The sequence below is a fragment of the Sphingobium sp. KKT206 genome (assembly GCF_055640555.1).
Genome location: NZ_CM145764.1, coordinates 527,754 through 547,687, shown reverse-complemented (window position 1 = coordinate 547,687; position 19,934 = coordinate 527,754). Strand labels below are relative to the sequence as shown.

The 19,934-nt window shown below is 60.1% G+C and carries 16 protein-coding genes and 6 pseudogenes; 7 read left to right on the top strand and 15 right to left on the bottom strand.

Annotation, left to right across the window (positions count from 1 at the left end):
• Positions 1-17 precede the first annotated feature (17 nt).
• Positions 18-1,253, bottom strand: a complete 1,236-nt coding sequence (locus tag ACZ2HM_RS02670) for a GGDEF domain-containing protein (RefSeq protein ID WP_470426159.1) — start codon at positions 1,251-1,253, stop codon at positions 18-20.
• A 69-nt stretch (positions 1,254-1,322) separates the two neighbouring features.
• Between ACZ2HM_RS02670 and ACZ2HM_RS02665 the strand changes: the two genes are divergently transcribed.
• Positions 1,323-2,675 carry a transposase gene (locus tag ACZ2HM_RS02665; RefSeq protein ID WP_470426158.1) on the top strand — a complete coding sequence of 451 codons (1,353 nt, stop codon included), beginning with the start codon at positions 1,323-1,325 and terminating at the stop codon, positions 2,673-2,675.
• Between the two features lie 35 nt (positions 2,676-2,710).
• Positions 2,711-2,992 (top strand): annotated as a pseudogene (locus tag ACZ2HM_RS02660) (IS630 family transposase); the annotation flags it as partial.
• Here ACZ2HM_RS02660 and ACZ2HM_RS02655 read toward each other — a convergent pair.
• From ACZ2HM_RS02655 to ACZ2HM_RS02645, 3 genes are all read right to left on the bottom strand, one after another.
• Complete coding sequence (locus tag ACZ2HM_RS02655; RefSeq protein WP_470426157.1) at positions 2,989-3,276, bottom strand: hypothetical protein; 288 nt, start codon at positions 3,274-3,276, stop codon at positions 2,989-2,991. The pseudogene ACZ2HM_RS02660 and the gene ACZ2HM_RS02655 sit on opposite strands and share 4 nt — an antisense overlap.
• 212 nt (positions 3,277-3,488) lie before the next feature.
• Positions 3,489-3,803 (bottom strand): hypothetical protein, encoded by a 315-nt coding sequence (locus ACZ2HM_RS02650; protein ID WP_333976667.1) that lies wholly within the window; start codon positions 3,801-3,803, stop codon positions 3,489-3,491.
• A 369-nt stretch (positions 3,804-4,172) separates the two neighbouring features.
• Positions 4,173-4,979 carry a S1/P1 nuclease gene (locus ACZ2HM_RS02645; RefSeq protein WP_470426156.1) on the bottom strand — a complete coding sequence of 269 codons (807 nt, stop codon included), beginning with the start codon at positions 4,977-4,979 and terminating at the stop codon, positions 4,173-4,175.
• A 721-nt stretch (positions 4,980-5,700) separates the two neighbouring features.
• Here ACZ2HM_RS02645 and ACZ2HM_RS02640 point away from each other — a divergent pair.
• On the top strand, positions 5,701-6,189 hold the full coding sequence (locus tag ACZ2HM_RS02640; RefSeq protein ID WP_470426155.1) for a Ros/MucR family transcriptional regulator: 489 nt from the start codon (positions 5,701-5,703) through the stop codon (positions 6,187-6,189).
• A gap of 550 nt (positions 6,190-6,739) precedes the next feature.
• Here the strand turns inward: ACZ2HM_RS02640 and ACZ2HM_RS02635 are convergent.
• A pseudogene (locus ACZ2HM_RS02635) lies at positions 6,740-6,928 on the bottom strand (IS110 family transposase); the annotation flags it as partial.
• Positions 6,929-6,931: 3 nt separating this feature from the next.
• On the opposite strand from ACZ2HM_RS02635, the pseudogene ACZ2HM_RS02630 reads away from it, so the two are divergent.
• The 3 genes and pseudogenes from ACZ2HM_RS02630 to ACZ2HM_RS02620 all read left to right on the top strand — a co-directional run.
• Positions 6,932-7,342, top strand: a pseudogene (locus ACZ2HM_RS02630) (IS5 family transposase); the annotation flags it as partial.
• A 684-nt stretch (positions 7,343-8,026) separates the two neighbouring features.
• Positions 8,027-8,278 (top strand): AbrB/MazE/SpoVT family DNA-binding domain-containing protein, encoded by a 252-nt coding sequence (locus tag ACZ2HM_RS02625; protein WP_096062095.1) that lies wholly within the window; start codon positions 8,027-8,029, stop codon positions 8,276-8,278.
• A complete protein-coding gene (locus ACZ2HM_RS02620; protein ID WP_313923919.1) occupies positions 8,275-8,673 on the top strand; it encodes a type II toxin-antitoxin system VapC family toxin in 399 nt (132 codons plus the stop codon). The genes ACZ2HM_RS02625 and ACZ2HM_RS02620 overlap by 4 nt, the downstream gene beginning before the upstream one ends.
• Before the next feature lie 268 nt (positions 8,674-8,941).
• On the opposite strand, the pseudogene ACZ2HM_RS02615 reads toward ACZ2HM_RS02620, so the two are convergent.
• The 6 genes and pseudogenes from ACZ2HM_RS02615 to tnpA form a co-directional block, all read right to left on the bottom strand.
• Positions 8,942-9,067: pseudogene (locus ACZ2HM_RS02615) on the bottom strand (IS630 family transposase); the annotation flags it as partial.
• 348 nt (positions 9,068-9,415) lie between these two features.
• Positions 9,416-10,140, bottom strand: a pseudogene (locus ACZ2HM_RS02610) (transposase).
• A 50-nt stretch (positions 10,141-10,190) separates the two neighbouring features.
• A pseudogene (locus tag ACZ2HM_RS02605) lies at positions 10,191-10,727 on the bottom strand (helix-turn-helix domain-containing protein); the annotation flags it as partial.
• Positions 10,728-10,902: 175 nt separating this feature from the next.
• Complete coding sequence (tnpC, locus tag ACZ2HM_RS02600) at positions 10,903-12,567, bottom strand: IS66 family transposase (RefSeq protein WP_145204637.1); 1,665 nt, start codon at positions 12,565-12,567, stop codon at positions 10,903-10,905.
• Positions 12,568-12,627: 60 nt separating this feature from the next.
• Positions 12,628-12,969 carry an IS66 family insertion sequence element accessory protein TnpB gene (tnpB, locus tag ACZ2HM_RS02595; protein ID WP_145204634.1) on the bottom strand — a complete coding sequence of 114 codons (342 nt, stop codon included), beginning with the start codon at positions 12,967-12,969 and terminating at the stop codon, positions 12,628-12,630.
• A complete protein-coding gene (gene tnpA / locus ACZ2HM_RS02590) occupies positions 12,966-13,322 on the bottom strand; it encodes an IS66-like element accessory protein TnpA (protein WP_145204632.1) in 357 nt (118 codons plus the stop codon). Before tnpA ends, tnpB begins: the two co-directional genes overlap by 4 nt.
• Before the next feature lie 155 nt (positions 13,323-13,477).
• Here tnpA and ACZ2HM_RS02585 point away from each other — a divergent pair, with 155 nt between their 5' ends.
• Positions 13,478-13,621: a hypothetical protein gene (locus ACZ2HM_RS02585; protein ID WP_470426154.1), complete on the top strand. Its 144-nt coding sequence runs from the start codon at positions 13,478-13,480 to the stop codon at positions 13,619-13,621.
• 12 nt (positions 13,622-13,633) lie between these two features.
• Here ACZ2HM_RS02585 and ACZ2HM_RS02580 read toward each other — a convergent pair whose 3' ends face one another.
• Genes ACZ2HM_RS02580 through ACZ2HM_RS02565 form a run of 4 tightly spaced genes read right to left on the bottom strand, consistent with a single transcriptional unit; the run spans position 13,634 to position 19,531 of the window.
• Positions 13,634-14,776 carry a hybrid sensor histidine kinase/response regulator gene (locus ACZ2HM_RS02580; protein ID WP_313923917.1) on the bottom strand — a complete coding sequence of 381 codons (1,143 nt, stop codon included), beginning with the start codon at positions 14,774-14,776 and terminating at the stop codon, positions 13,634-13,636.
• Entirely contained in the window at positions 14,776-15,336 is a 561-nt protein-coding gene (locus ACZ2HM_RS02575; protein ID WP_313923916.1) for a chemotaxis protein CheB, read from the bottom strand. The genes ACZ2HM_RS02580 and ACZ2HM_RS02575 overlap by 1 nt, the downstream gene beginning before the upstream one ends.
• On the bottom strand, positions 15,333-16,172 hold the full coding sequence (locus ACZ2HM_RS02570; protein ID WP_313923914.1) for a CheR family methyltransferase: 840 nt from the start codon (positions 16,170-16,172) through the stop codon (positions 15,333-15,335). The genes ACZ2HM_RS02575 and ACZ2HM_RS02570 overlap by 4 nt, the downstream gene beginning before the upstream one ends.
• Positions 16,157-19,531, bottom strand: coding sequence for a response regulator (locus ACZ2HM_RS02565; protein ID WP_470426782.1), 3,375 nt, complete (start codon positions 19,529-19,531; stop codon positions 16,157-16,159). Before ACZ2HM_RS02565 ends, ACZ2HM_RS02570 begins: the two co-directional genes overlap by 16 nt.
• Positions 19,532-19,934: the final 403 nt, after the last annotated feature.

The following is a 19,934-nucleotide window of genomic DNA, read 5'->3' as shown; positions in this document are numbered from 1 at the left end:
CTCTATACTCGGAAGCATCAGGCCCTTGCCAGTCTTGGCCGTATAACCCTATCCCGTCGCGAAACATCCTGTTCAAGCCACTCGATACGATTGCGGCCGTTGCGCTTTGCCTCATAAAGAGCCGTGTCGAGATCACGAATGAGGGTCGCCATATCCTGGTGCACGCAATTTAGATAACAAGCGCCAATACTGACGGTTGCCCGGATTGCGGCACCTTCCCATATGAGGGTCTGCGCTGCGAACGCTTCACGTAGCCTATTGGCTATCTCCTGGGCGTCATCGGCGCTCGACACCTGCGCTACCAAAGCGAATTCTTCCCCTCCCAATCGTCCTACAAAATCATTCGCCCTACAACAGGAACGTGCCGTAGCGGCGAAGGCCTGCAAGACCGCATCGCCTGCCGGATGGCCATGGCGGTCATTGATCAACTTGAAAAAATCGATGTCGATCCAAAGAATGAGAAGGCTCGAACCCTGTCGCAGGGGAACGGCCAGTTGCGTGTCCAGCCGTTGTTCGAATGCCCGGCGGTTAAGAAGCCCTGTCAGACCATCATGATCTGCCGCCTTGCGCAATTCTCCCAACAAATCGTCGCGAACGGCCATTGCGCTACTGATGGTCAACGGCACCATGACCAAAAAGGCGACGGCTATACGGACCGAGACGACCATATAAGGGATCGCCATGTTCTGACCGATATCTATCACGCCAAGACCAAGCATCATAAGAAATGCAGTACCAACGAACATAGACAACAGAGCTGTCACCGGAAGAGAATAGACAAGAGCGCAAAGCAGCAGGCCTGGCAGCGGGAAAATTATGCTGCCTGGACCATCAAAGATTGTCGCCGCAGCACAAGAAACTATGAGGAAAACTGCCGGGCCGAGCTTGCCGATGCTGTTGATCGAATTGCTCTGCGATATGCGTCGTGCGATGTCCTTCCACCCTACGGTCAGCATGGCGGGAAGCATGATCAGATAGTTGACAAGTTCGCTCGCCGACCAGGTCATGAGTGCCTGGCTCATTGACCCATGAAACTGGACCCTGACGAGCAGCGCGCCACAGATCGCGGCGGCGAAACAGGCCGGGATCAGGCATGCGAGGATTCGGATCACGGAATGAACCCGCCTTAACGCCAGATCTCGTGGGTCGAGGCGGCGCAGCAATATCGTGGCCGTGAAGGACCCAACGACATTGGTAGCAGCGAAGAAAGCGGATAAAGACAATGTGCGCCCGAAAACGAGATCGGCCGCCATATCAGCCCGTTGACGAAGTCGGGGTGATCTGATTCAGCCTTGTCAGGGCGAGGCGAGCGGACGGTAGCGATGGCGATGAGGCGTGATGGTGATGTGCAGCCGGATCTGATCGTGTCGTGGTCCGATATACCGCGCTCTCCCGGGCACGCCTTTTACGACAAGCTTCAGAAGCTGCTGGTGGATGCTGGGTTCGACCACTTTGTGGAAGAGGCCTGCCAAGCATACTACGCGCCCCGGATGGGGGCGCCATCGGTGCCGCCCGGCCGCTACTTTCGGATGCTGCTGATCGGCTATTTCGAAGGCATTCACTCCGAGCGCGGGATTGTGTGGCGGTGTTCGGACTCGCTGTCGCTGCGCGAGTTTCTGCGGCTGACGACGCGGGAGAAAGTCCCCGACCATAGCTGGATGTCGAAGATCCGCAGCCGGCTGCCGCACGAGGTTCACGACCAGATATTTGCCTGGGTTCTGGGGCTTGTGGCAAATCATGAGCTGGTGAAGGCAGAACGGATCGGCGTGGATGGCTCGACGATGGAAGCCAATGCGGCGCTGCGCACGATCGTAAAGCGCGACACCGGCGAGACGTACCGCGAAATGCTGACGCGGATGGCCAAGGAAAGCGGCATTGAAACGCCCTCGGCCGACGACTTGGTGCGCCTCGATCGCAAGCGCACGGGCAAGAAGCTGTCGAACGCGGATTGGGAGAGCCCGACTGATCCCGACGCCAAGGTCACCCGGATGAAGAACGGTTCCACCCGGCTTGGCTACAAGCCCGAGCATGCGGTCGACCTCGACACGGGCGTAATCGTCGCAGCGCCAATCCATCCTGCGGACAAGGGCGATACGAACACCCTCGACCCGACGCTGAAGGCGGCTGCGCGCAACCTGGCAGCCATCGGCCTGGAGCCAACACAGGAAAACCCCTGTGACCTGGTGACCGACAAGGGCTACCATTCTCGCGAGGGGCTCAAGGCGCTTGCAGGCGGTGAGTGGAAGACCCGCCTATCCGAGCCCTTGCCGGCAAAAGGCGTCTTGCGCTGGCGCGGCGACGATGCTGCCCAGAAGGCGGTCTACGCCAACCGAGCCCGTCTCAAATCCGGGGTCGGGCGCAAGGCCATGCGAAAACGCGGCGAGATGGTGGAACGCAGCTTTGCGCACGTTCTGGATCGGGGCGGCATGCGCCGCGCGTGGCTGCGCGGGCGTGAAAACCTTCACAAGAGGTATCTGATCCATGTCGCTGGTTTCAATCTGAGCATCGTCATGCGCGCATTGTTCGGATACGGGACGCCGAGGGAGGCCGTCAGCGGCTCCCAGGCGTATTTCTTGATCGCTCAGACCGAAAATGCGCTGATCTTCGCCTTCGTCGGCCAAGTCGCAGCCGAAACCGGCGTCCTGCTTATCACCATGTCTGCGGAGCCGCACTGAGCGCCGTCCCGAAAAACCGACTTCGGCAGCGGGCTGCTAAGGTCCGTGCCTGGTTGGCCAGACATCCGCGCTGGACCTTTCACTTTGTTCCGACATCCTGCTCGTGGCTCAACGCCGTCGAGGGCTTCTTCGCCAAGCTCACAAGGCGGCGCCTGAAGAATGGCGTCTTTCATTCCGTCGTCGATCTACAGGCGGCCATCAATCGCTTCATCAAAGAACATAATCAGGACCCGCGCCCCTTCGTCTGGAAGGCCGATCCAGTCGACATTATCGCCGCTGTGCGGCGCGGGCACCAAGTGTTGGAATCAATCCACTAGCAACCCTCAAAGGATGCTGGAAGGGACGCGGCGATGTCATGGAGAAACCCGCCTCCGTGACGATCATTGCGCGACCACTCCTGCACGACGCGATGTTTGCGTTGGACGCCGAAAGCACTGCTGTAGCCAACCACCGCGACCGATATGCCGCCCACCTGATCTTTGGCGGCGCCGGGACGCAGGCGGAAGCGTCGATAGACGCCATCACGGGTTTCTGGGCAGACAGCTTTGGTGGCACGGCCACGGGTCGGAAGCGGCGAAAGCGTGGTGGGCGGGTTCGACATCAAATATCAGTATGAGAACAGCACCTTCATCAATCGATGGCGGACGACCACCAGAGGCCTGACGTGGCAGGTCACAGCCCGCGACGCGAAAGGGAAGGAAAATCCCTTCGCCAGCTACACGCTCAGCAAGGTGCCCTGTCCGACGCCGCTAAGAATAAGTAATTTGCCGTAGCCCTATCAGACTAGGCTGCCCGTCCACCGTTCTAGGGCGATCAACTGCCGGCTACGAACTCAGCCATGAAGCCCGATCCCGATTGCGTCCTTTCGGCCCGCAATGCCTTGGCATGATGGGCGACCAGCTTCCCGAAATATTCTCCTGCCTGCCGTATGGCGCGCGGCGTTACCACTTCCTCATCGCTGTCGACGATCGCTGCCGTAGCGAAGGCCAGAAGCTTAGTGAGATCACGGGTGCCAATCAGCCCCTCTGAGTTTGATGCGGCGATTGCCTCCATCAATGGTCGGAGAATGGCCTTGACCATCGCCTGTTCTTTCGAAGTGATCGTCGTATCACGGGCATCTAATTCCATGTGGCGTCCTATCCTCGAAACTGGTCGACGGCCGCTTCCACACTCGTTCTTTCGGCAGGCTGAGATGAATGCGGGCGGCGTCATTCGTCATCTCGATTGCCACCGGTCGAACCTTTCGTCCATGCTGCTCTCGATACAACCGGTAATAGATGCGCTGTCGTGCGTCCCGGAAGTCATTTGCGAGAGCCCAGGCGCTCGAACCGCCACCACAAAACATGAGGCTCGAACAGGAAGATGTGCTGGCATTAAAACATGACTTTGATCGTCCGGTGTGTTGCCGCCACCTCAAATAGGCAAGGCGTGACCTTCAGGCGATCGCGGTAGGCCATGTCATGGCGTCCAACGTGCGATCGTGCTGACCAGCCTATGTCATTTGGGCGTCGCGGTGGGAACAGCGCCGCGCCGAGGCTCGAACAGCCAATTGAGATAGGCGGCAATCCTGATGCCCCCGCGTTTCAACCGATCGTCCATCGCCAAGCGATGCTTATAAGCATAGTCCCAGGAGATTGCGGGGTCGGCGGGGTAGACCGTCTTGCGGAGCGCGATGCTCTCCGCAATCCACACCGAAGGCGCAGGATCGCTCCAATCGATCATCTGCTCAGGCGAGATCGTGCGCGACAGCCATTGCGCATATTCGGAATAGGACAAAGACCGTTGCTCGATCATCGCTGTGTACCAGACCGAATGAAGGTTGGTCGCGCGCCCGAACCAGGTCACTTTGACATCATTGCCGCCCCGATCATCCCCACCGCCCGCGTGCAATGGCTGATGGAGATCGCCAATAATGTGGATGATGAAGCGCAAGGCAAGCCGCTTGTCCTCGATCGACGATTTGTGATTGCGCAATGTAGCCGTAAAACCATCCAGCGCGCTCATGGCATCGCCCTCTGGCGGCGCGTCCTTGCTTTGATAGCTGTTCCCTTGCCTGACCGTTACATAGTGCCAGGGGCCAGCCTTTTTCTGCCAATATTCAGCGGGGTCGGACTTCATGTCATCGGGCCAGGTCGCCGCCTCGGCTAGATCCTCGGCACCAAGTAAAAGCCGGACATGAGCGCGTGCAACACCGCTCAGATTTTCATCGGCGATGGCACCGGTTATGCGGTGGCCGACAGGACCCCAAGCCTGTGCGGGTGTGCATGCAAGGAATGGGATGGCGAGAAGGGAGAATATACGCATGGCTGTTCCTTGGCGGCATTTCATCACCAGGGAAAGACGGGTCGGTGCGCAGTATGGGCCGATCCGCGCGGGCGATCCTAGATCCTCTCGCCATCCCTGTCGGCCAGCATCAGCCGCCTGCCCTGCTTCTCGACCATGGCGGCGATTGGCTCATACAAGATACTCAGCTTGCCTGGGCGATGCAGCGTCACCCGCAGTTGATTATTTTGAGGTCAGATAGCACTTACAGACCCCTGGTCGTCACCTTCGGTGCGAGCCGTTCCCCTCCGAGCCGCTAGTGGATGACGGTGGCTGCGCCATCAGGAAGGTTCGCCTACGCCTTTTGACCATGAGCTATTAAAAATGGCTACGATAAAATATCATTAATTCATAATACAGTGAAAATAGTGCATAAACTACGATCTTGAATTTTTACCATATTCAGTATTTAAATATTTTAGACATTTACATTATAGTTATTTCACAATTTTAAATTAATTACCATCTTGTAAAAATTTATATTTTTTAATTTACTATTATAAATTAATTTTAGAAAAACTTATACATCTACCGGATTCGCAATTTATTTAAGATTGCTAGAAACATCATCCGTTTCAGTTAACTCATAAATCTCCACTCACTTCTGGTTTGTAATATTTACTCATGCATCTTATATATAGGATATCGCAGCCTCTTGATCGAGGCATCATAACCTGCTTGAAAACGAGAAAGAATGGGTCGTATGACTGGCACAATCTTCGAACAAGATACGCTTGTTACCCTCACCGCCGACATTGTCGCGGCACATGTTTCCAATAATTCGGTGTCGGTGGGTGACGTTGCAGCATTGATTGGCAATGTTCACGCTGCTCTCTTCGCTCTTGGTACACCCAGCACGCCGGAGACCCCGAAACAGGAGCCTGCCGTCGCCGTCCGCGCGTCAATAAAGCCCGACTATATCGTCTGCCTTGAAGACGGGAAGAAGCTCAAGTTGCTCAAGCGCCACCTGATGACACATTATCAGATGACGCCAGCGGAGTATCGGGCCAAGTGGAGTTTGCCTAGCGATTATCCAATGGTGGCACCAAACTACGCGCAACAGCGCAAGGATATGGCGCTTCGGATTGGCTTGGGCCAGAAGCGCCGGACGCCGACAGCCGCACCTAAAGCAGACATGCCTACCAAGCGTGGCAGAAAGCCGAAGGAGCAAGCGGTGGCCGAACCTGCTTGATCAGATAAAGCGCGGGAATACAGCCTCTGCCATGGGACGGCACGGTATTGCCCCACGGCATTCAAACGAGCTCCTTGTGCGGTGGCGATATTTGACGACAGCGCGCCACAAGATCGACTGATGGTGAGCGGGAATCACTGCCGGGCGACACGAAAGCGATAAGCCTGGGATCATCAGCAGCAGAAGGGTGTTATCGTAGTATCAGACGGCGAATTTTCCCCCACTTATAAGCCGTCCGATTGACCCCGCCAGCATCCCCCGCTGGCGGGGTCTTGTAATTGAGCCATGCGTCTTTTAGAGCCCGATCTGTAATTGCAGAGCTCTGGCGGTGTGATCCCTTGAGGGTTTCATGGATCTGTCCGCACTGGCCGAACACAAGTTCGGTCGTGCTGTATCGGGTCTCACAAGAACGAACGTTGCATTGATTCGAAGCGGGCTATGGGGCCCATCGGACTACTTCGCAGATCGTTCGTCCCTGCGTTCCCTCGCGGGACACCGCCCTCGGATCAGCTTTGGTGCCTCACCGCTGGCAAACTGCTTTTACCTCATCTCATGCCTGGAACAAAGTGCCATCGCGCAGCATGGCGTGCATGATGACTGCGAGCCGACGGGCAAGCGCAACGCGGGCCTTCTTGAAGCCACGGCGCTTAGCGATCTTCATGGCCCATGTTTTCAGGGCGAACGTCTGCTGGCACCGGGACAGGATCGAGTTGGCTGCCTCGTAGAGAAGCTTGCGCACCGTATTGCCCGGCGCGAGCATAACCGGGAGGGACTGCGATATCCATCGGATATGACCGATGTTGAGTGGGCGTTGGCAGCGCCGTTCGTACCTCCGGCAAGGCGTGGAGGCCGACCTCGAACGGCAGACATGCGCGAAGTCCTCAACGCGATGTTGTATGTAGCTGCGAGCGGGTGCGCGTGGCGACTTCTACCGAAATGCTTTCCTCCGGTGTCGACTGTCCGGCGCTACTTCTACGCCTGGCGCAATGCCAGTCTGTTCGAAGCCATCAACACCGTGTTGGTTATGAACTTGCGGGAAATCGAAGGACGGGAAGCCCCGCCCAGCGCTGGAGTGATCGATAGCCAATCGGTGAAGACCACGGAAAGTGGCGGAATTTCGGGCTTTGATGCTGGCAAGAAGGTCAAAGGCCGCAACGAGCAGTCGCCGTCGGTCGATGGCGCAAGGTGAGGGAATTTATCCCTGCCAATCGGGAGGGACGATCCACCACTGTGAGGATGTCGGTCATCGCTGAGCGCCGACGATGCCTGTAAATTTGGACATGGCTCGAAGGCAGACGGTAGGTCGGACGCCGCCCAGCATCGTGACCCCAAGATAGATGTTGCGCTGGAGGTTCGCGTCATGATCGGTCCCGATCGCCGCAGGTACGATGTGGTTCTCGTCAGATCGCGGCCGGATCCAAAGGACGGGATGTCCAATCCATGATAGTCCCAGTCGTCCAGATCGCATCATTGCCTCGCCCTGCGGTATAACGCGGACCTGCCAGCCATAAAGCCGGGCGAAGCGGAGCAAGCGCGACCAAAGGTCGTCGCAGGGAAGGCATTGTGGCGCAGTCGTCATCTCGAGCGTGAAAAGCATAGCTCCGCCATGCAGCGTCTCTGCGAAATCGGGCGGGAAGGCTTTGGTTTGCGGTACTCGGGCAGGCCACGTCTTAAGGTCGGTGGTAGTTGGACTGCTGCCCCTTCGCTGGCTGGGATGGCGGCCCTGCTGGAGTCTGCCAGGAATATGAAGCTGGGAAGGCCGGCCGTGAGGCAGATTGAAATCGACTTGAACGTAAGGTTAAAATGCCTTACAATGACGTACGAAAGGATCGCTCACATGAACGCGCTGACCGTCACGGCAAAAGGCCAGATCACCCTTAAAAAGGAAATAATGCGGCATCTGGGCATCCATCCGGGTGACAAAGTCGCGGTAGAAAAACTTGCCGACGGGCGCATCGAGATCAGGCCCGTAAAGCCTACGGGCAAGATTTCCGAGGTGTTCGGCATGCTCAAACGCCAAGGCCAACGGCCGGTGTCTATCGAGGAGATGAATGAGGTTATCGCCAAGGGCTGGGCCGGCGCACTGTGAAGATCATCGCCGACACCAACATTCTGGTGCGCGCGATTACTGACGATCATCCTGTGCAGAGCCCGCTGGCGCAGGCGCAGCTCAACCAGGCTGAGATCGTAGCCATCACGTTGCCTACACTGTGTGAACTTGCCTGGGTCCTGAGCCGCAGCTACAAAATTTCTCGCATCGATCTCGCCGCGATGCTGCGCCGTCTCTGCGCTGCCGATAACGTAAAACTCGAACAAGCCTCGGCGGATGCTGGTCTCGCATTTCTCGACGCCGGCGGTGACTTTGCCGACGGCGTAATCGTGCATGAGGGCAACTGGCTGGGCGGACAGATGTTCGTCAGCTTTGATGCCGATGCCGTTCGGATTGCAAAAGCCCAGGGACAAGCGACCCATATTCCTGCCTGACGTGCATCCAAATGCGAGGATCGCCGCAGTTCGATCCTCCTGGTCTATGTCTCCGCTTGCCAGGCAAAGGTTGTTGAAACGCCTCCGGCGACTCGCTTTGCCTTAGTGATCCGCTCGATAGGCATAAACCCAGTCTCTCGTGATCAAACCCTGAGGCAACAGGACGCCGCGACTTTCTGATCGCTGCAGAGCGACTTAGGCGCGCCGGGAGACAGGTGTCTGTCAGAATGTTCCGTTTTCCTCCATCCGAAAAGGAATGCATCTTGGCCGCCCTTTTCGTGCGCTGATCCTGTGGCGCCGAGGGGCGTGTCCCCCGTTTCGCCCATCGCCGCGTGATCTTGTTCTTTTGTCCGATACGGGCCTCGTCCGTGAACCAAATTTCTACAGGTGTACCGCGCGGGAGGGACGCTCTGACCTTGTCCAACTCGGCGGCGAAGCCCCCCTCACATGATGTTTCTCCGGTCAATGGGGTGACAAAGCATTTTAGCAGTCCGTCCAATTGCCAATGATATCCAGCTGAGCCGAGTTACGAGTACCGGCGAACACGCCTCGCCTGTACAACCTCACATCCGGTCGCCGTTCGAGACGGCAGCACCATAATCCCGCGTTCGGGGCAGGGCTCAGGAGAACGGGACCATTCTTTTGAGACGGCTGTTGCGGCCAGGGGGGCTTACGGTCCGTTCGCCTGGATCCATCGGGGCTGATCAGTGCCCCGGGGATTGGGGCACATGAAGTATGTTGATCAGGCCTTCGTCATGACGGCGCCCTCGATCACGACACCGCTCATGGCGTACTTCCAGAAGGCCACGAGCAGCTTGCGTGCCAGTGCGATGATGGCGACCTTCTTGCCGCGTCCGCCGTTGCGGCTGACGCGTTCCTGGAACCAGCGGGACAAAGCCGAGTCCGGCTGATAGCGCAGCCACAGCCATGCGGCTTGAACCATCGTCGTGCGCAAGCGTGGATTGCCAGACTTCGAGACGCCCTGCTCGCGATCGATCGAGCCGCTGCGCCATGGCGAGGGAGCAAGACCGGCATAAGCTGCGATCTGGCGCCGGTTGTCGAAATGCCGGAACAGCCCTTCGCTGGCGAGGACATTCGCAAACTCTGGGCCTATGCCCGCCGGTGCCGGCGCGAGACCGCAATCGAAGCGGCGTCGACTACATGGCTGGTGACCCAATCCTCCGACGCCAGGGCGCGATGAATCCAAAAGCCATCGAGCCCCGCTTCCTGAATAGCGATCACCGGGTAGCGCTGGCCCTCGCGGGCTTCTGCCTTGTCGCGCAAGGCATCCAAACATGCGAGCAGCGCTGGCATATCGCCGCCTGGCACGGAGTGACGGGACATCTTCTCGGTGCTCGGCGACAGCGAGGTCACCAGCCAGGTCGATTTCGACAGTTCCAGCGAAACGAAAATTGCGCCAAGATCAACTCGGATGGCGGCAAGCTGCGAGATGGGGTCTGCTGACATGGCAAATCCTTTCAGAGTGGTTGGTAGCAAACCGACTCTGAGCTCCCTCAGACCGCTATCCAACTCTCATCATGGGATCTTTTGAAGGCCTCGATCGCCTCTGGATCCTGAGCATGATGTTTGGGCCGTGCCGAAAGTTTGCGGTAGCCAAGCGCTCGTAGTTCGCGGCTCAATGTTGGCCTTGAGACTGACACACCAAATTCGTCCCAAAGCAATTGTGCCAGATCGATGATCCGCCACCGGACCACCCCATGAGCCGCCGGGATAGGACCGCTTTCGATTGCCTCTACCAGAGCCGCGCGATGGGTCGCATTCAGGATCGACGGCTGCCCAGGGGCTTTGCGGTCAATCAATCCGTCGGGCCCGGTTGCGTTGAACTTCACAACCCAGTCGCGGATGATCTGCAACGTCACCCCGCCGATCCGCGCCGCCTCCGTTCGGCTCGCTCCCTCATAGATCGACGCCAGCGCAAGCAACCGCCGGGCCTGGTCCCCATCTTTCGATCTACGAGCCGCTGCCCTAGTCGCGGCGGCGTCAAAATCGGGACGAAGAGGGATCGGCATGGCAAAACTCCAACTGTTCGCCATGTTGAATCAAGAGGACGGCGCACGGAGCGGCACCGCCGATTTCACCGATCAGGGCCGCGCACGGGTGGAGGCGCGCAACGAAGGCGCGCTCACGCTGTACGCGGCCGCACCCGACGGCGTGCTGATCGGCGCGGATCTGGGTAAGCATACGCCGAGTACCGCGGCGCAGTTTGGATCAGGCGGCGAGCGCGACTTGGGCGGCCTTCCAATTCCACGGGAGCAGTTCGTCGAGGCGGCTGACGGGATGGTCGGCGATGCGGGCGAGGACGTAGGCGAGCCATGCCTGCGGATCGACGTTGTTGAGTCGACAGGTCAGGATCAGCGAATAGGCGACCGCCGCCCGCTGGCCACCGCGATCCGAGCCGCAAAACAGCCACGACTTGCGCCCGAGAGGCACGCAGCGCAGTGAACGCTCGGCGGCGTTGTTTGAGAGACAGACCTTGCCATCGCTGAGGAAGCGGGTGAACGCGTCCCAGCGGCGCAGCATATAGTTGATGGCCTTGGCGAGGTCGTGGTTGCGCGAGATCCGGGCCAGCTGCGCGTTCAGCCATTTGTGGAGCTCGGCCATCAACGGCGCGCTGAGTTCCTGACGGACGGCGAGGCGCTCGGCCGGGCTCTTGCCATTGATGTCGCGCTCGATCGCGAACAGGGCGTCGAGCTTCTGCACGGCCTCGAGCGCGATCGGATAGACGATCGGCGCCTTCTTGCCGCGGCTCTTCTTGCGTGCCGCGCCCTCGACGTCGGCGAGCTCGAAAAACTTCCTCCGCGCGTGCGCGAAGCATCCCGCCTCGAGGATCGGCCCGGGCTGCCGGTTGGGCGCATAGAGCTCATTGTAGCCGCTATAGGCGTCGGCTTGCAGAATCCCTGACCAGGCCGTGAGGTGGCGCCGTGGATGGTCGCCGCATCGGTCGCGGGAATAGTAGAAGACGACCGAGGGCGGATCATTGCCCCCGAAGGGTCGATCGTCATGCACATAGTTCCATAATCGACCGGTGACGGTCTTGCCCTTGGCCATGACCGGCACGGTGGTATCGTCGCCGTGCAGGCGCTCGGCGGCGAAGGTGTGGCCCTCCATCAGGTGGAAGACTGGCATGAGCGCCTGACAGGCCGCACCGATCTGGTCAGCCAGTGTTGACACGCTGAGCGGCACGCCTTCGCTGGCGAAGCGCTCGGCCTGGCGGTGGAGCGGCTGATGCTGGCCGTACTTGTCGAACAGCAGCATGGCGAGGAAGCTGGGGCCAGCCCATCCGCGCGGGGTGACGTGGAAGGGTGCGGGCGGCTGCGTGATCTTCTCGCAATCCCGGCAGGCGAACTTCTCACGCACCGTCTGGATGACCTTCCACGAACGCGGGATCACCTCGAGCGTCTCGGTTATATCTTCGCCGAGCTTCGACAGGCGCCCGCCCCCACAAGCCGGGCACGAGCACGGCGCGGGCACGACGACGCGCTCGCGCGGCAGGTGGTCGGGAAATGGCTTCCTGACCGGCTTCCTGCGCTGGAAAGCGGAAACGGTTGCCGTCATTGCCGCGGCGGCTTCGGCGGCGAGTTCGTCCTCGGCCGCGTCGGCTTCGAGGTCTTCGAGCCGGAGCTCAAACTGCGCGAGCAGCCGCTCCGTGCGTTCGGCACTGGGGCCGAACTGCTCACGCCTCAGCTTGGCGTTCTGCAGCTTGAGGTGTGCGATCAGCGCTTCGGTGGCGCTCGCGAGGGCGCGGGCGTTGGCCAGCTCGGCCTCGACGCTTGCGGCGCGTTGCTCAGCCTCGTCAGCCCTCAGAAGCGCCGTTGCGAGGAGCGCCTTGAGCGCATCGGCGTCGTCCGGAAAGGGCGAAACGGCGGCTTCCATGAACGAAGTGAATCATCCCCAGGCCCCGAGGGCAAGCCGAAAATGCGCGGTCTTGTGAAGTTATCCGGCACTCTGCGGACGCCAGCTATACTGCGGGTTGCGCCAGTCGATCCCGTCGAGCAGGCAGGCCAATTGCGAACTCGTCAGCGACACCACGCCGTCCTTCGCGGAGGGCCAGATGAACTTACCCTTCTCGAGCCGCCGTGTGTACAGCGACATGGCAATCCCATCATGCCAGATAATCTTTATCAGCGATCCGGAGCGGCCCCGGAAGACCCAGAGATCGCCGGCGAACGGGTCCCTGGTGAAGTGCTGCTGGACCATCGCCGCCAGGCTCTGCATCCCGCGCCGCATATCGGTATGGCCCATCGCGATCCACACCCGCGCACCCGACGGGATCATCGCACCGCCCTCAGCGCAGCCGCTGCCAACGCCGGCGGCGTCGATGCCGAAATGCGCATCCGCCGACCATCGGTCAGCTCCAGCACGATCGCCGCTTCCGGCTCGGTCGGTGCGGTGGGGACCACGGCCGGCTCCGGCGTATTGTCGATCACCGCCGGGACGAACGCCTCTTGCACCCGGCGCAGAGCCGCACGACGCCACTGATAGATCAGGCTACGAGAGACGTCGTACCGCCGCGCAACGTGCTGGACCTTGGCACCAGGCGAAAACGCCTCACGAAGAATCTCGAGCCGTTCCTCATCCGACCAATCCCGGCGGCGAGCAGCCCCCGTCAACACCGTCACCTGCGTCATGGCTGTCCTTAAGCGCGTCCTTATGTGCGACCTTAAGGACGTCCTGCGCACTCCTCTGCGCTTCGGCAAGCGGGTCAGGCCGGACGGTTACGGATCTGGTTGCCCCGGCGGGCGAGCATCTGGGGCATCTGCTGGCGTGGGCGATCCAGCAGAAGATGACCGCGACGCAGCTGCTCGAAATGCCCTTCTATCACCCGACGATCGAGGAAGGGTTCAAACAGGCGCTGCGTACCAGTTGCGCGGCTACCCCGATCGCGGTGCCCGAAAACCAGGATACAGGCTCGCCCGCGGGAGCCTAACGCCTATCGCTGTCACACTTCGACCGTGGGAAGGCACACCTCGAACGTGCTGCCTTCCCCCGGCGCGCTGTGTTTCAGCCGGATGGTGCCGCCGTGCAGCTCGACCAGCTGCTTCACCAGCGCGAGCCCGATCCCGAGGCCGTCCTGCTTGACCTTGCCGTTGACATCGGCCTGTTCGAAAATCCCGAAAATCCGGCCCTGCTGATCGGGCGCGATGCCGATGCCATTGTCGCTGACCTCGATCCAGGCTGTCCCGTCCTCGACCCGCGCAATCACCCGGATCTCGCCCCCTGCCGGCGTATATTTGGCGGCATTGCTGACCAGATTGCCGATGATCTGCGCCATGCGGGCATGGTCGGCGTCCACCCACACGGGCGGGGGCGAAAGCTCGACGTGCAGAGCGTGGCCCGCTTCGTCGATCGCCGGCCGGGATGTTTCGACCGCAAACGCCAGTATGTCGTTCAGGTCCACCCGCTCGCGCTGCAGCGATATCTTGCCTTGCTCGATCCGCGCGATATCGAGCAAATCCTCCACCAGCCGTGTCATGTGCGTCAGATAGCGACTCATAGAGGTGCGGATTTCGCCCTCGACTGGTTGCCCTTTCTTTCGTTCAAGCATGATCAGCCCGGCGTTCAGCGCCATGATAGGGTTGCGCAGCTCATGCCCTAGAACGGCGAGAAACCGGTTCTTCTGGATGTCGGCCTGTTTGAGCGATTCGGTCAATGCGGCGAGTTCATCGCGCTGTGCTGCCAGCTGTCGGCGCTGGGTGTAGAGCTCGAGAAACACCCGCGCCTTGGACCGCAGGATATCGGCCTCGATCGGCTTTTGGATGAAGTCGACCGCTCCGGCCTCATAGCCCTTGAAGCGCCGCGTGCCGTCGCCCGCGCCTGCGGTGACGAAGATGATCGGGATGTGCCGTGAGCGTTCGCTGTTGCGCATGAACTCCGCCAGTTCGAAGCCATCCATGCCGGGCATCTGGACGTCGAGGAACGCCAGCGCATAGTCCTTGACCAGCAACAGCTCGAGCGCCTCCTCACCGCTGCGCGCAGTGTCGCAGCTTAGCCCCTCGCGGCGCAGGAGCGCATTGAGCGCGATCAGGTTTTCCTCGAGATCATCGACCAGCAGGATGCGGACCGTTTCGTCAGTCATCGTCATCACGCCGCCTCTTGCCGAAGATAGTGCACAATCTCGTCGATGCTTAGCGAGCGAGCCGTCGGGCAGGCCTCCAGCGCGGCCAGCGGCATCGTCGGCATTTCAGCGGTCGCCGGGTCCTGGACGATCACCGTTCCGCCCGCCGCACCGATCGCACGAAGACCCTGGGCGCCGTCATGGTTGGCACCGGTGAGGATGATGGCGGTCACATCCTGTCCCAGAGCATCGGCGGCCGTTTCGAAAAGCACATCGATCGCAGGGCGCGAATAATTGACAGGTTCATCGGAAGACAAGGCAATCGACATGTTTTTCTCTAGCAGCAAATGATAGCCCGGTGGCGCAAAATAGACCGTTCCTGGGCGTAGCGTTTCCTTATCCTCAGCTTCCTTGACATCAAGGAGGCACCTTGCCCGCAACAAATCCACCAGGCGATTTTCATTGCGTTGAGGTACATGAAGGACAATCAGGATCGGGGAGGCGAAATGCGGCGGCAGCGCGGTCAGGATCAACGACAGCGCCTGCACCCCGCCTGCGGATGCACCAATGACGATCGCCCGCGTCATGGCCCGGTCCGCTGGTAGATTTTTTCCTCGCGCACGAAGTCGCCAAAGGCAGCAGCGTGCGAGGAAAACCGCAGGCTCTCCTTCGACCCGAGCCCAAGAAAGCCTCGACGCGCGAGCGAATCGCGAAACAGCCCGACAGCGCGGTCCTGCAGTTCGCGGTCGAAATAGATCAGCACGTTGCGACAGGAGATCAGGTGCATCTCGCCAAACGCCGCATCTGTGACCAGGCTGTGATCGGAAAACACGACCTGGCTGCACAGCGATTTGTCGAACACTGCACGCCCGTAATTGGCGGTGTAATAGTCCGATAGCGAGGAGCGCCCACCCGACTGCTGGTGGTTTTCAGTGAAGAGCCGGATCCGGTCGAGCGAATACACTCCGGCCTGCGCCGTTTTGAGCGCGGACGGATTGATGTCGGTGGCATAGAACAGCGTCTTCCTGGCTAGCCCTTCCTCATGGAGCAGGATGGCAAGCGAGTAGAGTTCCTCGCCATTGCTGCACCCTGCCACCCAGACCTTGAGCGAGGGATAGGTCCGCAGATGCGGGATGACCTTATCGCGCAATGCCCGGAAATAGGACGGATCGCGGAACATCTCGCTGACCTGCACCGTCAGAAAATCGAGCAACCGAGGCAGCAAATTTGCGTCGCGCAGCACCGCAGCCTGGATTTCGGAGATGCTGTCATATCCCAGCTGCACACGCGCCTGCACCAGCCGACGCTTGATTGACGCGCGGGCATAGTGCCTGAAGTCATAATGATAATGCTGGTACAGCGCTTCCAGCAGCAGCTGGATCTCGATGTCCTCGATCGACCCGGCCACTAGCGCGGCATCCATACCCGCACCAGCGACAGCAGCTTATCTACGTCGATGGGCTTGGCCATATAGTCGTTGGCACCGGCATCGAGGCAGTTCTGCTGGTCATCCGGCATCGCCTTGGCGGTGAGCATGATGACCGGCAGCTTGGCCCATTTAGGGTTGCTGCGTATCGCGCGCACCGCAGTCAGACCGTCCATTACGGGCATCATCACATCCATAAGCACAAGGTCGATGCGATTTTCGGTCCCGTCGGCGTCTGCCCCAAGCATATCAAGGGCCTCTTGGCCGTTGCGCGCGATCTTGGCAATCACGCCGCGCGGTTCCAGCACACTGGTGAGCGAATATACGTTCCTCACGTCATCTTCGACGATCAGCACGTGCCGCCCCTCCAGCGCGGCATCGCGATGCCGCGCCTTTTCAAGCATCCGACGCTGCTCGAGCGGCATGTCAGCAACGACCTGATGAAGGAACAGCGATACTTCGTCGAGCAACCGTTCGGGCGACTTTGCGCCCTTGATGATGATGGAGCTGGAATAGCGGCGCAGACGCTGCTCCTCCTCGCTCGTCAGATCGCGCCCGGTATAGATGATCACTGGCGGATAGGCGCGTTCTCTGTCTTGGCTCAGCTCTTCCAACAGGGAAAAACCCGACGCATCGGGCAGCGCCAGATCGAGCACCATACAGTCGAACGGCTCGCTCCGCAGCAGTTCGAGGCAGCTGGCCACCGTGCCCACCCCCACGGTCTCAACATCCTGCGACTTGAGCAGTTCGGACACGGCATCACGCTGGACTTCGTTGTCCTCGACGATCAGCACCCGCCGCATCGAGGATGCGAGCTTTTGCTGTAGCCCGGCCAATACCTCGGCCAGCCGTTCGCGCTGGACCGGCTTTTCCAGATAGCCGATCGCCCCCAGCGCCAGCGCGGTGTGGCTCTGGTCGGCGCCGGAGATCACATGAATCGGGATGTGCCGGGTCTCGTCCTGATGCTTGAGATGGTCGAGCACGGTCAGCCCCGACTGATCGGGCAGACCAATATCGAGCACGATCGCCTTGGGCTTGTAGTCACGCGCGATATCGATGGCCTCATGCGCAGTCCCGGCGACGATGCACTGAAAGCCCAGCTCGTGCGACAGATCGCACACGATCGAAGCAAAGGTGGGATCGTCCTCGATCACCAGCAGCAGCCGCTTGGCGGTATCAAGTGCGTTGCGATCATCCTCGACCCCGGAAGGGCGAGGATTGGCCGCGGCACGGCGCTTGGCCGGTTGCGGGCTGGCGACCGCTGCCTGCGACGCGGCCCGCGCCTGTTCGCGCACGGGAACCTTGGACGGATCGTACGTCGCAGGAATGGTCAACATGAACCGGCTGCCCGCGCCGACCTTGCTTTCAACCGTGATCGCGCCGCCAAGTAGCCGGGCAAGTTCGCGCGAAATCGACAGGCCCAAACCCGTCCCGCCATAGCGCCGACTGATCGAGCCGTCGGCCTGTCGGAACGCGTCAAAAATGCTGTCCTTCTGCTCCTGGGTAATGCCGATGCCCGTATCCGCGACCGTCAGCGTCACGGTGTTGTCGGCCGCCGACGCTACCGTCAGGCACACGCTGCCACGCTCGGTGAACTTGAGCGCATTTGACATCAGGTTCTTGAGAATCTGTTCCAGGCGCATGCGATCGGTGAGGAGTGTGCGCGGGCAATCGTCGGAGAGCTCCAACGCCAATGTCAGAGCCCGCTCGTCGGCGATGGGCTGGAAGACCTTCTGCAGATCGTTCAGCAGCCGGTCCACCGGCACCGCCGCCGGCTGGATTTCGATATGCCCCGCCTCGATCTTGGAAAGGTCGAGAATGTCGTTAATCAGGTTGAGCAGGTCGTTGCCCGACGACTGGATCGTTTGTGCAAAACGCTCCTGCTCGGGCGACAGATTGCCATCGACATTGTCGCCGAGCAGCTTCGACAGGATCAGCAGCGAGTTAAGCGGGGTGCGCAGCTCGTGGCTCATGTTCGCTAGGAAGTCGGTCTTGTACTGGCTCGCCTGTTCCAGTTCGCGCGCCTTGAGCTGCAAGGTGGCGCTGGCCCGCTCTAGCTCGTCGCGCTGAGTTTCCAGCGCCTGTGCCTGTTCTTCCAGTTGGCTGTTGGTCTGCTCGAGTTCGACCTGCTGCAACTCCAACCGCGCCTGCGATTCGCGCAGTGCGGCCCCCTGCTCTTCGAGCTCCTCGTTCGAAACCCGAAGTTCTTCGGACTGCGCCTGCAACTCGCTGGCCTGATGCTGGGTTTCCTCGAGCGCATCCTGCAGGCGTTCGCGAAACCGGGCTGAGCGCAGCGCAATGCCGATGGCGCCGGACGCCTCATCGAGCAGTTCGAGCACCAAGGGATCAACGGGTTCAAAAAAGCCGAGCTCGATCACTGCATTGACCGTATCGTCGGACTTTGCCGGCGCGATGACCAGATGCCGCGGTGCGGAGCGCCCCAGCGACGAGCCGATCGTGAGATAGCCCGGAGGGACATCGTTCAGGACCATGATGCGACCATCGACCGCAACCTGCCCCATCAGCCCCTCGTTGAGCGCAAATTGGTCAGGGATTTCGGCATCGCCGGGCACGCCCAGCATGCCGACGCGCCGGAAGCTGCCGCCTTCCCCCTTGAACAGAGCGCCCGCTGGACTGCCGGTCCGCTCGTGCAGGAGGGACAGGATGGCTGCGGCGAGCTCCAAGATGGTCTTGTCGCCCATCATCGCCTTGGCGAGATCGGCCTGTGCTGCCTGAAGCCACTGTTTGCGTTCGCGACTGCGCGTGTTGCGCATGAACAGGATGAAAATGGCGATCGTCAGCCCAATGCCGCTGAGGCTGGCAATGACGGAACTGACAATCGCCGCCTGCGAGGCGGCTGCCATTGCGACGAGCCGGGTTTGGCGAATCCGCTGTTCTTCACGCGTCATGCGCGCGATCTCTTCGCGAATATCGTCCATGACATTCTTGCCGCGATCAGTGTTCAACGCGTCTATTGCAGCCTCGACACCGCCGACTCGACGCAACTTGATAACATCGGTCATGATCCGCATTCTGGCCATGACCCTGTTTTCCAGCGCGGCGAAGGTTTCCTTCTGAACGGGATTGGCGTGTGTCAGGCCATCGAGCTTGCGCAATTCGTCATCGGCACGCGCGATCCCCTCGGCATAAGGTTCAAGATAGACGTCCCGCCCCGTCAGCAGATATCCGCGCTGCCCGGTCTCGGCATCGAGCATGGCAGACAGCACATCGTCGAGCGTGGTGAGAACGCCGTGCGTGCGCCGGATTTCACGCTCGCTGGCGCGCACATTCTCGATGTTCAGATACGCCACGGCTGCACTAATCACAAAAAAGGCGACACCAACAACTAGCCCCACGACCGCCCATCTGCTCGCAACGCTATGTGCATGCGACGTAACGCTCGCTTTTTTCACTCTGTCTCTTCTTGCAAACCTTGGGGCCGCCCTGCTTTGCCAAGAGTGGCGATGATGCACAAGGCTGCAACTCCTGATGTCCGCGTCGGACTGTGTGAGTGCCATGTTCCATCTGCGCTCGGCGATAAACTATGCCTGCGACCCTCTGTTAGCAACGCCCGCTTTTGTTCACCGTATGCAATCGGCGAAATGACGGGTTAGAGCGCTTGCCGCACGTTCGTTTCAAGACGGCCAATCGGGAGCTTCTGGTAGGAGTGGACATTCATGTCCGCGGTGGGGAAGGACCCACATTGGTCGCCAACTGCCCAAATGATGGACTGACCGACATTGATTCACGGTACGCCAT

Excerpts from the sequence above, each read along its gene's own strand:
- ACZ2HM_RS02670 (WP_470426159.1), bottom strand. The coding sequence starts at position 1,253 with ATGGCGGCCGATCTCGTTTTCGGGCGCACATTGTCTTTATCCGCTTTC.
- ACZ2HM_RS02585 (WP_470426154.1), top strand. The coding sequence starts at position 13,478 with ATGACCGCGACGCAGCTGCTCGAAATGCCCTTCTATCACCCGACGATC.
- tnpC (WP_145204637.1), bottom strand. The coding sequence starts at position 12,567 with ATGGAAGCCGCCGTTTCGCCCTTTCCGGACGACGCCGATGCGCTCAAG.
- ACZ2HM_RS02645 (WP_470426156.1), bottom strand. The coding sequence starts at position 4,979 with ATGCGTATATTCTCCCTTCTCGCCATCCCATTCCTTGCATGCACACCC.
- ACZ2HM_RS02650 (WP_333976667.1), bottom strand. The coding sequence starts at position 3,803 with ATGGAATTAGATGCCCGTGATACGACGATCACTTCGAAAGAACAGGCG.
- ACZ2HM_RS02580 (WP_313923917.1), bottom strand. The coding sequence starts at position 14,776 with ATGACGATGACTGACGAAACGGTCCGCATCCTGCTGGTCGATGATCTC.
- ACZ2HM_RS02655 (WP_470426157.1), bottom strand. The coding sequence starts at position 3,276 with ATGTCGAACCCGCCCACCACGCTTTCGCCGCTTCCGACCCGTGGCCGT.
- ACZ2HM_RS02665 (WP_470426158.1), top strand. The coding sequence starts at position 1,323 with ATGGCGATGAGGCGTGATGGTGATGTGCAGCCGGATCTGATCGTGTCG.
- tnpA (WP_145204632.1), bottom strand. The coding sequence starts at position 13,322 with ATGACGCAGGTGACGGTGTTGACGGGGGCTGCTCGCCGCCGGGATTGG.
- ACZ2HM_RS02570 (WP_313923914.1), bottom strand. The coding sequence starts at position 16,172 with ATGGATGCCGCGCTAGTGGCCGGGTCGATCGAGGACATCGAGATCCAG.
- ACZ2HM_RS02575 (WP_313923916.1), bottom strand. The coding sequence starts at position 15,336 with ATGACGCGGGCGATCGTCATTGGTGCATCCGCAGGCGGGGTGCAGGCG.
- ACZ2HM_RS02640 (WP_470426155.1), top strand. The coding sequence starts at position 5,701 with ATGACTGGCACAATCTTCGAACAAGATACGCTTGTTACCCTCACCGCC.
- ACZ2HM_RS02625 (WP_096062095.1), top strand. The coding sequence starts at position 8,027 with ATGAACGCGCTGACCGTCACGGCAAAAGGCCAGATCACCCTTAAAAAG.
- tnpB (WP_145204634.1), bottom strand. The coding sequence starts at position 12,969 with ATGATCCCGTCGGGTGCGCGGGTGTGGATCGCGATGGGCCATACCGAT.